Origin of the sequence: Mesorhizobium sp. M0830 (assembly GCF_040319965.1) — a bacterium.
Classification (GTDB): Bacteria; Pseudomonadota; Alphaproteobacteria; order Rhizobiales; family Rhizobiaceae; genus Mesorhizobium.
In genome coordinates this window covers 93311-106106 of the sequence record NZ_JAMYOR010000004.1, presented here as the reverse complement: position 1 = coordinate 106106, position 12796 = coordinate 93311, and the positions used below count along the sequence as shown (strand labels likewise).

The following is a 12796-nucleotide window of genomic DNA, read 5'->3' as shown; positions in this document are numbered from 1 at the left end:
GCTCTAGCCCTTCGCTATGGCGTGGAAGAAGGTACCGCTGACATGGCCCCGCCGATAGCCCGAAGCGCCGATCGGATTGCCCTGGCCGTCGGCAAGGTCGGCCAACGGCTCGTCATTACCGATGGCGGTCATCTGCGCATAGTGGAATTCGTGGCCGCGGATCAGCGCGCCAGCTGAGCCCAGCGGACAATCGGCACGCAACCGGGCCTCGCGGTAGCCGAGGTTCATCTTGCGCTTGGCAAAGCTGGTGGAATGGCCGAGCAGGCCAAGCATCGCATGCGTTTCGCCGGAGGCGGCCTCGAGCGCTTCGCCAAGCACCATGAAGCCGCCGCACTCGCCATGGATGGGCTTCGTCGCGGCGAATCTTGCCATTCCGGCGCGGAAATTTGCGGCGGCTGCGAGCCGGCCGGCGTGAAGCTCGGGATAGCCGCCGGGCAGCCAGCAGACGTCGCAATCTTCATCGGGTGCCTCGTCGGCGAGCGGAGAGAACGGGACGATTTCGGCACCCGACTTGCGCCAGTAGGCGGCGACATGCGGATAGAGGAAGGTGAAGGCGGCATCTTCGGCCAGCGCAATGCGTTGACCGGGCGGTGCCAGCGCGTCAGCGAAGCCGCCGGGCGCCGGGGTAAGGGGTGTCGCCAGGGCCATAATGGCGTCGAGGTCGAGCGATTTTTCCGCCATGTCGGCAAGCCGGTCGAGATGTGCCATCAGGTCGTCATATTCGCCGGCCTGCACAAGACCGAGATGGCGCTCAGGCAGGTTGAGGGTCGGATCGCGCAGGATAGCGCCGACGACCGGCAGGCCGATCGCCTCGATGGCATCGCCGGACAGCCGGCGGTGCCGCTCGCTGCCCAGCCGGTTGAGCACGACGCCGGCCATGCGCACGTCCGCATCATAGGTGGCAAAGCCCTTGGCGACGGCGGCCGCGGTGGTCGACTGGCCGGACACATCGAGCACCAGCAGCACCGGCAGGCCGTAGAGCCGCGCCAGGTCGGCTGCCGAACCGCTGCGCCCCTGCGAAGCCGGAATGCCGTCGAACAGTCCCATGGCGCTTTCGAGGATGACGAAATCGGTGTCGTCGGCTGCCTGCGCTGCCAATGCGTTGAGCAGCGACGGCGGCATCGCCCAGCTGTCGAGATTGACGCCGGAAAGCCCGGTGGCTGCGGTGTGGAAGCCTGGGTCGATATAGTCGGGACCGGATTTGGCGCCCCGCACCTTCAGCCCGCGCCGGGTGAGCGCGCGCAGGATGCCGATGGTGACGCTGGTCTTGCCAGAGCCCGAGCGCGGCGCGCCGATGATGATGGCGCGAGCCGTCATGCGTTCCCCGCCAGTGCCGCGCGCATGGCGACGATGCCGCCGACGACGATCAGCGCCGGCGAGGCGAGACCGGCGGCGGCCGCTTCCTCGGCAATGGTGGCCAGCGTGGCCACGACGGTTCGTTCCTGCGGCGTCGTCGCGGCGACGATCACCGCCGCAGGTGTCGACGGCGCCAGCCCGCCGTCCAGCAATGCAGCAGCGATCAGGGGCAAATTGGCCATGCCCATATAGACGACGACAGGCTGGCCGGTGCGGGCGATCGCGCCCCAGTCGATATCGTCATCGGTGCCGGCGGCATGGCCGGTGGCCAGGATCACGGCTTTGTTGATGCCGCGCATGGTGGCCGGGATGCCGGCGGCGGCCAGCGCGCTGAGCCCCGAGGTCAGGCCGGGCAGGACGCGGAACGGGATGGCTTCCCGCGCCAGCGCCAGAGCCTCTTCACCGCCACGGCCAAAAATATAGGGATCGCCGCCCTTCAGCCTGACGACGCGACGGCCAGCGCGCGCCAGCCGCACCAAAAGGGCGGTGATGTCGTCCTGTTTCATCGACGGCTTGCCGCCGCGCTTGCCGGCAAAGAAAAGCTCGGCATTTTCGGCAACGGCGACGACATCTGATGAGACCAGCGCGTCGTAGACCAGGGCATCCGCCTCGGCCAACGCCGCCAGCACTTCCAGCGTCAGGCAGCCAGGGTCGCCGGGACCGGCCCCGGCCAGCCAGACATGGCCTGGCTCGAGCCGGCGCGGATTGAAATTCAGCCGCGACAAGGCCTTTTCGAGCGTGGCATTCTCGCCGGTATCTTTGGTGCTGCCGCTCACAATCCGTCCCGCCCGCGAAAACGCCGCTGATAGTGAGCGTCGTACAATGAACTCTCGCCAAAACCTTCCGCTGCCAGCGAACGGCCGACGAAGATGATCGCCGTACGCTCCATTGGGTCGGCGGCGAGCTGTGCCTCGATTGTGGCCAGCGTGCCGGTCAGCACGCGTTCGTCCGGCCAGGAGGCGCGAAAGACGATCGCCACCGGGCAATCGCCGCCATAGTGCGGGATCAGCTCGGCGACGACGCGGTCGATGGCGTGGATAGCCAGATGAATGGCGAGCGTCGCGCCGGTGCGGCCAAAACCGGCCAGCGTTTCGCCGGGCGGCATTTTTGAGGCGCGGCCGGAGACGCGAGTCAGCACCAGGCTTTGCGCAACTTCGGGAATGGTCAGTTCGCGGCGAAGTGCTGCGGCAGCGGCGGCGAAGGAGGGGACGCCCGGTGTCAGCGTGTAGGGGATGCCATGCTTTTCCAACCGGCGGATCTGCTCGGCAACGGCGCTCCACACAGACAGGTCGCCGGAATGCAGGCGAGCGACATCATGGCCTGATTTGTGCGCGTCGAGATAGGCGGCCTCGATCTCGTCGAGCGACATCGGCGCGGTGTCGATCAGTTTCGTCCCGGGTGCGCAGTGCTGCAACAATTCGGGCGCTACGATCGAGCCGGCATGAAGGCAGACCGGGCAGCTTGCCAAGAGTCTCGCGCCGCGCAGCGTGATGAGGTCGGCCGCACCTGGACCAGCGCCGATGAAATGAACGGTCATGGCGCGTCTCCGCTGACCGCGATAGCGCAGGTGACGGAACCGAGCACCGTGCGGGGGCCGAGCAGTCTGGCGCCTTTGCCGGCGACGGCAAGCGCGGATGCCTCGGAGACCGATGGCGTGCCGGCCAGATCCTGCGAGAGGTCGGAATGGCTGAGCAAAGCGGCCCCCTCATCCGGCCCTTCGGGCCACCTTCTCCCCGTTGGGGAGAAGAGACTGGCGTCAACGTCAACAGTCTCCTCTCCCCTTGGGGAGAGGTCAGCCGAGCGAAGCGGAGGCTGGGTGAGGGGGAGCGGCGGTTCGGAGCGGGCGACATCCACCACTATCACCGGGAGGTTGAGTTCACGGCCGGCAGCGAAAATGGCCTCCTCGTTGCGTTTGAACTCGGCAGTCGCCAGCGCGGAAAGCGCCGTCATCGCCAGCCCATGCGCTTCTAGGGCGGTTTCAATCGCGGCAAGCACGTCCTCGACGCGCACACCTTTTCGGCTGCCGATGCCCGCGACCATCATGGCTTCACCCAGCTCCATTGGGTGACCGGCATGGCCGGCCGCCATGCCTGCATCGAGCCGACCGGCGACGCGCGGGATATGGCGATCCGGGTAAGGTCGCCGCCGAGCTTCGTGTGCTGGGCAAGAAGCAGGGCTTCCATCTCCAGCGTCACCGCATTGGCAACGAGGCGGCCGCCCGCGCGCAGCGCCTTGATGGCGGCGTTCAACACGCCGGCATCGCTGCCGCCGCCGCCGATGAAGATCGCGTCAGGCGCGTCCAGCTTGGCAAGCGCCTTGGGCGCGCTGCCTTCCACCACGACAAGTCCAGGAACGCCACAGGCGGCGGCGTTGCGGCCGATGCGGGCGGCGCGGACCGGGTCGGCCTCGATGGCGATGGCGCGCATCGAGGGGTGGGCCAGCATCCATTCGATGCCGATGGAACCGGAGCCGGCGCCGATGTCCCACAGCAATTCGCCACGCCTCGGCGCCAGAGCCGACAGCGTGACGGCACGGATTTCGCGCTTGGTGATCTGGCCGTCATGGTCGAACAGATGATCGGCAAGGCCTGATGTGAGCGGAAGCACGCGGGCTTGCGAGCTAGGATCAATTTCGATCGCAAGAACGTTGAGCGGATTGATGTTTTCGAGATCGAAGGCATCGGCGCGGGCCGTGCGCTGATTCTCGTTTGGCCCGCCCAGCGCCTCCAGGACGGTGAGTCGCGACGCGCCGAAGTCGAGTTCGGTGAGCAGGCGAGCGATTGCCGCAGGGGCTTCGGCATCCGAGGTCAGCGCCAGGATGCGCGCGTTCGGCTGTAGCAGCGGCCGGATCAGGTCGATCGGCCGGCCATGCAGCGAGACGGTATCGATGTCCTGCAGCGCCCAGCCAAGGCGAGCCGCTGCCAGCGAAACGGCCGACGGCGCGGGGATGACATGCATCTCGTGTGGCGTGACCTTGCGGGCGAGGGTGGCGCCGACGCCGTGGAAGAACGGATCGCCGGAAGCCAGCACGCAGACGTGCCTGCCGGCAAGGGCGAGTACGTCTCGCATCTCGGCATCGAAAGGAACCGGCCATGGGCGCGCTTCGCCCTTGGCGAAGGAAGCGACTAGCGCCAGATGCCGCTTCGCGCCGAAGATGACTTCCGCTTGGGCAATCCGCTGCTTGGCCTCGTCGCCGAGACCCGCTAAACCGTCCTCGCCGATGCCGACGACTGTGAGCCATCGTGAGTTGACCTTGGCACCGCGCGGACCCTTAGCAGGCATGATGACCCACCGCATTCTGATCCTCGGCGGTACCACGGAAGCCCGGCAACTGGCCGGAAAACTGATCGTGCGCGCCGATTGCTCGGTCACGCTGTCGCTGGCCGGGCGCACCGAAAGCCCGGTCGCACAGGGCGTCCCGGTGCGAACCGGAGGCTTTGGCGGCGCCGACGGGCTGGCTGCCTATCTGCGGGAGATGAGCGTCGACCTGCTGATCGACGCCACGCATCCCTATGCGGCGCAGATCTCCGCCAATGCCGCGCAAGCCGCGCGCGTTGCCGGCGTGCCGATCCTTGCCCTGCGGCGCCCTGGCTGGGAGCCTGTCGAAGGCGACCGCTGGACGCTGGTCGATACGTTTGGCGATGCCGCGCAAGCGCTTGGATCCGCGCCGCGCCGCGTTTTTCTGGCGCTGGGCCGGCAAGAGGTCGCGGTTTTTAAAGCCGCGCCCCAGCACCACTATCTCATCCGTAGTGTCGACTCGGTCGAGCCGAAGCTGGCCGTGCCTGATGCGAACTATCTTCTGGCCCGAGGGCCATTCCGGGAGATGGATGAGCGCGCGCTGCTTGAAAAGCATCGCATCGATGTCGTCGTGTCCAAGAACAGCGGCGGCGCGGCCACCTATGGCAAGATCGCTGCAGCGCGAGCGCTTGGCCTCGATGTGGTCATGGTCCGACGGCCTGATCTGCCGGAGGTGCCTTCGGCTGAAACCGTCGAACAGCTCGCCGCGGTTGTTGATCAATTTGGGGTCGATCATTTTGTCGAGCCCGCTGCCGAACGCGGCGTGTAGACCAGCGCTGGCATCTCTGCGCGCCTGATGATCCGGGTTTCCGGCGAACCGATGATGATGCAGGTCGCCATGTCGGCCTTTTCAGCGTCGACGTCTGCCAGCAGGTAGACCTCGATACGCTCGTCCGGGCGGCCGGCGGCGCGGCCGAAAATCACCGGTGTGGTTCCCGGCAGGATCGCGGTGAGGCATTCAAAGGCGCGGCCGAGCTGCCAAGGGCGCGCCTTGCTGATCGGGTTGTAGAGCGCGATGACGAAGCCGGCGCCGGCCGCTGCCAGCAGGCGCAGTTCGATCAACTCCCACGGCTTCAGATTGTCGGACAGCGAGATAGCACAGAAATCATGGCCGAGCGGCGCGCCGATGCGGGCGGCGACCGCGAGCATGGCGGTGATGCCGGGCACGACGGCGACATCGACCGTGCGCCATTCGGCCGGGCCGGCCTCGATCGCTTCGCAAACGGCCGCAGCCATGGCGAACACGCCGGGATCGCCACCAGAGACGACGGCGACATCGTGGCCTTCGGCCGCCTTGACCAATGCATCCTTGGAGCGGGCGAGTTCCTCGCGATTGTCGGAAGCGACGCGGGTCTGGTCCGGCCGCAGCTCGAGCCGGTCGAGATAGGGTTTGTAGCCGTAGAAAAATTTGGCCTCGGCGATAGCGCGGCTGGCTTCCAGCGTGACCTGATCGGCATTGCCGGGGCCAAGGCCGATGACGGTGAGACGGCCACTCATGCTTCGCCTCCCAGGGCGCCGGGGCGGCCGGACCAGCCGGCCACCAGCACGATGGCGAAGTAGGGCGCCTTGTCATCCTGCTTGTCGGCAAGCTTCATCGAGACGCTGTCGGCCATGGTGCCGCGCTCGACATAGACGGCGCGCGACAGCTTGCCGGTCGCTTCCAGCGCCCGCCTGATCTTGGGCAGGTTGCGGCCGACCTTCATGATAACGGCGGCATCGGTGTCGGCCAGCCGACGGGTCAGTTCGAACTCGCTCATCGTGCCAGGCAGCACCGTCAGCACGTCGTCGCCCTGGACGATCGGAACACCAGTCTGCGACCAGCAGCCGGACATGGCGGTGATTCCGGGAATGACTTCGGTCGGGAAGCGATGAGCCAGTCGCACATGCAGATGCATGTAGGAGCCGTAGAAAAGCGGGTCGCCCTCGGACAGCACGGCAACCATTTTGCCTGCCTGAAGGTGTTCGGCGACCTTCGCGGCGGACTCCTCGTAGAAGGCCGTGATCTGCGACCGGTAGTCGTCATGATCCTTGTCGATTTCGGTGGTGACGGGATAGAGCAGCGGCAGCTCCGTCATTTCGGGCCGAAACTGCGCTTCGACGATGGCGCGCGCGTTGCTGTTATTGCCGCGCTTGGCGAAAAAGGCCACGACATCGGCCTCGGCCAAGGCCCGCGCGGCCTTCAGCGTCAGCAGTTCGGGGTCGCCGGGACCGGTGCCGACGCCGAAGAGACGACCTTTGACAAGCGCGTTCACAGGCCCGGCCTCGCCAATGAATTGAGCGCTGCGGCAGTCATGGCGCTGCCGCCAAGCCGGCCGCGGACGATGGCGTAGGGCACGCCATAGGAATTCTCGGCCAAGGCATCCTTGGATTCGGCCGCACCAACGAAGCCGACCGGCATGCCGATGATTGCCGCCGGCTTCGGCGCGCCGTCGCGCAGTTTTTCCAGGAGATAAAACAGTGCGGTCGGTGCATTGCCGATGGCGACCACCGAACCGGCCATGCGTTCGCCCCACAGGTCGATCGCGGCGGCGGAGCGGGTGTTGCCGATCGCTTTGGCGATGTCGTGCGTATGCGGGTCGCGCAAGGTGCAGATCACCTCGTTGCCGGCCGGCAGCCTGGCGCGGGTGACCCCATGCGAGACCATTTCCGCGTCGCAGAAAATCGGCGCGCCGGCCGCCAAAGCGGCGCGCGCGGCGGCAACGAAATTGGCGGAGAAGACGAAATGGCTTGATGCTTCGACCTGGCCGCAGGCGTGGATCATGCGGATGGCGACGTCGGCCTCTGCTTCGGAGAAGCGCGACAGATCTGCCTCGGCGCGGATGATGGCGAAGGAGCGCTCGTAGATCGCCGTGCCGTCATGGATATAGTCGTAGGCGGCCATGCTCATTCCTGTTGGTAAGTTCGGGCCTGTTGGTAAGTTCGGGCCTGTCGGTAAGCCTCGGCGATACCGGCCGGCTCGAGCCTTGTCAGGCAAGCGGCGGCGGTTTCGCCTTGATATCGTGCGCTGCGGATCATTGCCGCGACGCGGCTGACGCCGCGCGCGGCGTCATAGCCCGGCCTGTAGCCGGCAGGAAGGGCCTTTGCCGTCGCGTTCACGACAAGTCCGGCTCCGTTTTCGCCGCCGACTATTGTTAGCGCCGCCGGGCCAGGGTGCGCACAGCCCTTGGCGCAGCCGGAAATGTGCAGGGTGAAGTCGAGGATGTCAGCGTTTTCAGTGGCAATCGTCTCGGCGATGTCGCGTGTGGAGATCCGGCCGGAGGCGCAGGCTGGTGTGCCAGGGCAAGCGGCAATGCGGGTGCGCGGGTCGGTAGGGGAGGTGACGAAGCCGAGGGTGGCGGCGGCGTGCTGGAGGGCTTGGTTGGCGGCTGCTGGTTGGCCTAGGAAAAGCAGAGCACGACCGGGGGCGAGGCGGATTTCGGTTGTGCCGAGGGTGAGGGCGTGTTGCGCGAGGTCAATGATCTTGTCTGCTGGCATGCTGCCATAGGGGAGGGCGATGCCGAGGGCGATGGCATTGCCGCTCAAAGGGAAAAGCCCGATGGGTCCGCGATCCTTCACACCCCCCTCTGTCCTGCCGGACATCTCCCCCGCAAGGGGGGAGATTGAGCCGTCATCTTTGCTTTCGCCAATCACCAACGTTGAACTGCGGGCGCGGACAGCAAAACTGCCAATCTCCCCCCTTGAGGGGGAGATGTCCGGCAGGACAGAGGGGGGCGCCGTAGAATGCCAGCTTGCGAGAGAAGCTAATTGTCTCTCCGACAGATCCCTTGCGCGAGCCTCACGGCCTTTTTCGGCAATCATTCTTAGAGCCGCGACGGCGATATCTCGAGCCGCACCTTCATCGGCAAGGGTGAGCGGCCTCGCATTCTCCCCATCGCCCGCGACAGACACCTGCCAGCGAACTCCCGCATCGGTTCGCATCGCAACAAGCCTGACATCGGCCGTCACCGAATCCAGCCCCAGTTGCCCGCCGCCGTCCACAACGACCGACACCTTCGGGCCGAGCCGTTCCGCCAGCCCAGCCTCTTCGACCGTCACCCTGATCCGTTCCGCCAAAGGCCGGGGATCGGCGATCTCCTGTGGATCGATGCCGGCCAGCGGCCCGGTCTCGACCGGCACACCCGTGCGCACTGCAATGCCCAGTGCATCCACTTCTGCTGCCAGCAACGCCGCACTTTCCGCCGTCAGGCCGCGTATCTGCAGGCTGCCGCGCGCGGTGACTTCCATGATGCCATTGCCAAGCCGCAGCGCGGATTCGGCCAGTCCGATCAACAACTTCGGCGACAATTCTCCCGCGACCGGGTTGAGCCGCACCAGCAGGCCGTCGCCGGTCTGCATCGGCGCTGACAGGGCGGGGCAGGCGCCACGACGTGAGAAGTCGTTCATGCCGCCACCCCAAGCGCTTCCGCCTCGGCAATCAGGGCCGTGAGATCGTCGTCGATGGAATTGCGCAAGGGATGCCATAGGCCACGCCGGCGCGCCGACAGCAAGCGCTCGGCGATGATTTTTGCGGCGGCGGGGTTCTCGCGCAGGATGAAGGCGCGGACGGCTGGATTGCCGACATACGCATCGTGAACGGCCTCGATCAGCGTTCCCGATATGGCATGAGTGGTTTCGGCGAAGCCGACCAGCCGGTCGACCGTTTCGGCGAATTCGGAGGCGCCACGCGGGCCGTGGCGCATCTGGCCCGATATGAAGCGCGGATTGACGGCGCGGGCGCGCACGACGCGGGCCACCGCCTCGCCAACCGAGCGCGGCTTCGGCTTTTGCGGGTCCGTGGTGTCGAGCACGATGACGTCGGCGTTCCTGCCCAACGTTGCCAGGGCTGCCGAAAAGCCGCCGATGAAGGCGACATCGGCGGAGCCTTCGAGAATGTCGCGGCCTGGATCGTCGCCGGTGTGGACGAGAAGATCCGCTTCGGCGATGCGACCCTCGAAGGCGCCAGGGGCCGAGATGCCTTCGCCCTCGGCGCCGCCATAGGCATGCGAGGTCGCGTCGAGATAGGCGCGGCCGACCTCTTCGCGCACTCCCCAATCGCCGGAGGACAAAAGATCCTCGACGCCGGCGCCATAGGTGCCGGGCGAGGTGCCGAAAATGCGTGGGCTGACCTTGCCATCGGCGCGGGTCCTCGCCGCGAGCGGGTTTTCCGAATCCTCCTCGTCACGCGCGGCAACGGCGTTGGCGGCGGCATCGATCAGTGCGATCTGGGTCGGGAACATGTCGCGAAACAGGCCTGATATGCGCCAGGTGACGTCGACACGTGGGCGGCCAAGCGTGGCCGGCGGCAGCACTTCGATGCCGGTGATACGGCCGGTCGCAGGGTCCCATTGCGGCCGGCAGCCCATCAGCGCCAGCCCTTGCGCGATCTCCTCGCCGCCGGTGCGCAGCGAAGCCGAGCCCCAGAGATCGATGACCAGCGAGCGCGGCCAGTCGCCATGCGATTGCATGTAACCGCGTACTACCTCCTCCGCTGCCGCTCGGCCCAGATCATAGGCGGTCGGCGTCGGCATGGTGCGCGGGTCCGACGTGAAGAGGTTGCGGCCGGTGGGCAAGACGTCCGAGCGTCCCCGCGCGGGCGCGCCGGCCGGACCGGCCTTGACGTGGCGGCCATCGAGCGCGGCAAGCAGCGCCGCCTTCTCCGCGTCAGCACTTTGGCGGCGCATGGCATCGGGCTCGTCCTCGGGGGCGCGGCCATAGATGTGCAGCCCGTCCTTGATGGCGAAATCCTTAAGGTCACACAACCAGGCATCGATGCGGCGCAGCGCTTCGTCGGGCGCGTCGGTCCCGGCGACGCCGGCTTCGGAGGCGAGGCCGGTCTTTTGCGCTGTGTCGACGATAAGCTTGGCCAGGCGGTCGCGGCGGCGACGGTCGAGCCCGTCGGCCTGGGCATATTCGTCGACCAGCCTTTCCAGCCTGTGCTGATTTTCATCCAGGCCGGCGCCGGTCAGCGGCGGCGGCAGATGGCCAAGGGTGACGGCGGCGATGCGCCGCTTGGCCTGCGCCGCTTCGCCAGGGTTGGAGACGATGAAGGGATAGATGACGGGCAGGGGACCGGTGACGATCTCGGGAAAGCAGTTTTCCGACAGCGCAACCGTCTTGCCCGGCAGCCATTCCAGCGTGCCATGCGCGCCGACATGGACCAGCGCATGAACGCCGAGCGATTTGCGCAGCCACAGGCCGAAGGCGATCAGCGCATGGCGCGGCGGCAGTGTCGGGTCGTGATAGTCGGCGCGGCGATCGGCGGAGCGGCCGCGGTCTGGGGCGAGTGCCACGGTGACGTTGCCGAAGGTGGCGGCGCGGAAGGGGAATTTGGCGAAGGTAGGCGCGTGAGCACCCCCCTCTGTCCTGCCGGACATCTCCCCCGCAAGGGGGGAGATTGGCAGTGCCGTCGCCTGCACCGTTCCTGCAACGTTTGAGATTGGCGGAAGCGCAGATGACAGCTCAATCTCCCCCCTTGCGGGGGAGATGTCCGGCAGGACAGAGGGGGGTGCCTCACACCAACCTGTCTCGCCTTCTGCCTTCCCCCAAGCCGCCTCCATGGCAGCGACAGCCGCAGCCGGCAGGCTCTTGGAGAAGTCCAGATAATCCTCCAGCCCCAGCCCATCTTTGCTACCTTCAAGAAGCCCTAGCAACCCACGCGGCGTCTCCGGAATCCCCTCAACTCCATAGCCCTGTTCGCTCAAGTCATGCAGCATCGCCAGCACGCTGGACGGCACGTCGAGGCCGACGGCGTAGCCGGTGCGGCCGGGGGCGACCGGATAATCCGGGATCAGGACGGCAAGCTTGCGCTCGGCGCGTGGCGTCTGCTGCAGGCGGATGAAGGCCGCAACGCGATCAGCTACCTGCGCCACACGATCCGCTTCAGGTCGGTTGGCGAAGGCGCGGTGGCCAAGCGCGGGATCGATCTCGCTTTCGCCCTTGAAGGAAATGGCGCCGGCCAGGATGCGGCCGTCGAGTTCGGGCAGCACGACATGCATGGCGAGGTCGGCGGGCGCCAGGCCGCGCTGGTTGTTTTCCCAGATATCGCGTCGGGTGGTGGCGACGATGACCTGGAAGACGGGCACGCAGGCGCGGTCGAACAGGGTTTCGATGCCGGGCTCCGCGCCGGACGCGAAAGCGGTAGCGGTGATGATGGCGGCGGGTTTCAGGAAGGCCAGTGACGTTTCCACGAACGCCAGGGATGCTGGGTCCTTGAGGCTGGAGACGAAGATGGGGACGGGGTTGATGCCGCGCTGCCGCAGCGCCTCAAACAGCGCGTCGATGGGCGCGACATCGGCGGCCAGCAGCATCGAGCGGTAGAACAGGATGGGCACGACTGGGGCGTTGACGTTGTCAACGTCGAGTTCCGTCACACCCCCCTCTGTCCTGCCGGACATCTCCCCCGCAAGGGGGGAGATTGCGCCGTCATCAGGGATTTCGCCAATCGCGGATATCCGAGATAGATTCCTATCTGACGGGGCAGATGAGGAGCCGGCTTTGGTGACAGCCGATCTCCCCCCTTGCGGGGGAGATGTCCGGCAGGACAGAGGGGGGTGTGACGGAACGCCAACACTCGATGCGTCCGGCTTCTCCACAACTCCGCATGCGGGCTCGTAAAACCCAGCCTTCGGGACCGCGACCGGCTCGACGACAGGCTCATTCTGTCCCGCTAACCTTGCCAGCTTCCGCACCAGCGCGCTCATATTCGCCGGGCCGCCCTCGCGGAAATAGTCGAGCAAGCCGTCGAGTTCTTCGCGCGGCAGCGTCGAGGCTTCGATCAGCCTTAGGTCCTCGTCGCGGCATTCGCCAGGCAGCAGCGCCAGTTTTATACCGCGCGCCCGCGCCGTCGAGGCAAGCTGGTCGCAGCCGTAGCGCCACCAGTCGTAGCCGCCGAGGATGCGGACGAGGATGATCTTGGCGTGACGGGCGACGCTGTCGACCCAGAGGTCGACGGACATGGGATGGCGCAAGTCGCGCAGAGCCGCCAGCCGCATCGAGGGCAGGCGGTCGGCGTCGGCCTTCCATGCTGCCGCCAGTCCGGCGAGGTCGCTGTCGGTGAAGGACAGGGCCACGATATCCGCCGGCGTCTGCCGCAGATCGACCGGCTCGGCGAGGTCGTCGAGCGAGGCGGATGTCGTGGTTAGGATGTGCATCGCAACCTGTGTCCG

General features: G+C 66.7%; 11 protein-coding genes. 1 reads left to right on the top strand and 10 read right to left on the bottom strand.

The window, feature by feature from the left end; genetic code table 11:
* Window positions 1–3: 3 nt before the first annotated feature.
* From NKI20_RS04325 to cbiE, 5 genes are read right to left on the bottom strand one after another with little or no spacing between them, the layout of a single operon-like run.
* The gene (locus tag NKI20_RS04325) at window positions 4–1317 is read right to left on the bottom strand and encodes a cobyrinic acid a,c-diamide synthase CobB (protein WP_352828604.1); all 1314 of its coding nucleotides are present in this window, start codon (window positions 1315–1317) and stop codon (window positions 4–6) included.
* The gene (gene cobA / locus NKI20_RS04320; protein WP_352828603.1) at window positions 1314–2132 is read right to left on the bottom strand and encodes a uroporphyrinogen-III C-methyltransferase; all 819 of its coding nucleotides are present in this window, start codon (window positions 2130–2132) and stop codon (window positions 1314–1316) included. Before cobA ends, NKI20_RS04325 begins: the two co-directional genes overlap by 4 nt.
* Window positions 2129–2893 (bottom strand): precorrin-4 C(11)-methyltransferase, encoded by a 765-nt coding sequence (gene cobM / locus NKI20_RS04315; protein ID WP_352828600.1) that lies wholly within the window; start codon window positions 2891–2893, stop codon window positions 2129–2131. Before cobM ends, cobA begins: the two co-directional genes overlap by 4 nt.
* A complete protein-coding gene (locus tag NKI20_RS04310; protein WP_502898036.1) occupies window positions 2890–3399 on the bottom strand; it encodes a cobalamin biosynthesis protein in 510 nt (169 codons plus the stop codon). The genes cobM and NKI20_RS04310 overlap by 4 nt, the downstream gene beginning before the upstream one ends.
* On the bottom strand, window positions 3396–4637 hold the full coding sequence (cbiE, locus tag NKI20_RS04305) for a precorrin-6y C5,15-methyltransferase (decarboxylating) subunit CbiE (RefSeq protein WP_352828594.1): 1242 nt from the start codon (window positions 4635–4637) through the stop codon (window positions 3396–3398). Before cbiE ends, NKI20_RS04310 begins: the two co-directional genes overlap by 4 nt.
* A gap of 1 nt (window position 4638) precedes the next feature.
* Here cbiE and NKI20_RS04300 point away from each other — a divergent pair, with 1 nt between their 5' ends.
* Entirely contained in the window at window positions 4639–5421 is a 783-nt protein-coding gene (locus NKI20_RS04300; RefSeq protein WP_352828592.1) for a cobalt-precorrin-6A reductase, read from the top strand.
* On the opposite strand, the gene NKI20_RS04295 is transcribed toward NKI20_RS04300, so the two are convergent.
* From NKI20_RS04295 to NKI20_RS04275, 5 genes are read right to left on the bottom strand one after another with little or no spacing between them, the layout of a single operon-like run.
* Complete coding sequence (locus NKI20_RS04295) at window positions 5385–6149, bottom strand: precorrin-3B C(17)-methyltransferase (RefSeq protein WP_352828591.1); 765 nt, start codon at window positions 6147–6149, stop codon at window positions 5385–5387. The genes NKI20_RS04300 and NKI20_RS04295 overlap by 37 nt on opposite strands.
* Entirely contained in the window at window positions 6146–6904 is a 759-nt protein-coding gene (locus tag NKI20_RS04290; protein WP_352828588.1) for a precorrin-2 C(20)-methyltransferase, read from the bottom strand. The genes NKI20_RS04295 and NKI20_RS04290 overlap by 4 nt, the downstream gene beginning before the upstream one ends.
* On the bottom strand, window positions 6901–7533 hold the full coding sequence (locus NKI20_RS04285) for a precorrin-8X methylmutase (protein ID WP_352828585.1): 633 nt from the start codon (window positions 7531–7533) through the stop codon (window positions 6901–6903). The genes NKI20_RS04290 and NKI20_RS04285 overlap by 4 nt, the downstream gene beginning before the upstream one ends.
* Before the next feature lie 2 nt (window positions 7534–7535).
* Entirely contained in the window at window positions 7536–9035 is a 1500-nt protein-coding gene (cobG, locus tag NKI20_RS04280; RefSeq protein WP_352828582.1) for a precorrin-3B synthase, read from the bottom strand.
* Complete coding sequence (locus NKI20_RS04275; protein ID WP_352828580.1) at window positions 9032–12781, bottom strand: cobaltochelatase subunit CobN; 3750 nt, start codon at window positions 12779–12781, stop codon at window positions 9032–9034. The genes cobG and NKI20_RS04275 overlap by 4 nt, the downstream gene beginning before the upstream one ends.
* Window positions 12782–12796: the final 15 nt, after the last annotated feature.

Coding starts and splice junctions, on each gene's coding strand:
- NKI20_RS04325 (WP_352828604.1), bottom strand. CDS start 1,317: ATGACGGCTCGCGCCATCATCATCGGCGCGCCGCGCTCGGGCTCTGGC.
- cobM (WP_352828600.1), bottom strand. CDS start 2,893: ATGACCGTTCATTTCATCGGCGCTGGTCCAGGTGCGGCCGACCTCATC.
- NKI20_RS04310 (WP_502898036.1), bottom strand. CDS start 3,399: ATGATGGTCGCGGGCATCGGCAGCCGAAAAGGTGTGCGCGTCGAGGAC.
- cbiE (WP_352828594.1), bottom strand. CDS start 4,637: ATGCCTGCTAAGGGTCCGCGCGGTGCCAAGGTCAACTCACGATGGCTC.
- NKI20_RS04300 (WP_352828592.1), top strand. CDS start 4,639: ATGACCCACCGCATTCTGATCCTCGGCGGTACCACGGAAGCCCGGCAA.
- NKI20_RS04295 (WP_352828591.1), bottom strand. CDS start 6,149: ATGAGTGGCCGTCTCACCGTCATCGGCCTTGGCCCCGGCAATGCCGAT.
- NKI20_RS04285 (WP_352828585.1), bottom strand. CDS start 7,533: ATGGCCGCCTACGACTATATCCATGACGGCACGGCGATCTACGAGCGC.
- cobG (WP_352828582.1), bottom strand. CDS start 9,035: ATGAACGACTTCTCACGTCGTGGCGCCTGCCCCGCCCTGTCAGCGCCG.
- NKI20_RS04275 (WP_352828580.1), bottom strand. CDS start 12,781: ATGCACATCCTAACCACGACATCCGCCTCGCTCGACGACCTCGCCGAG.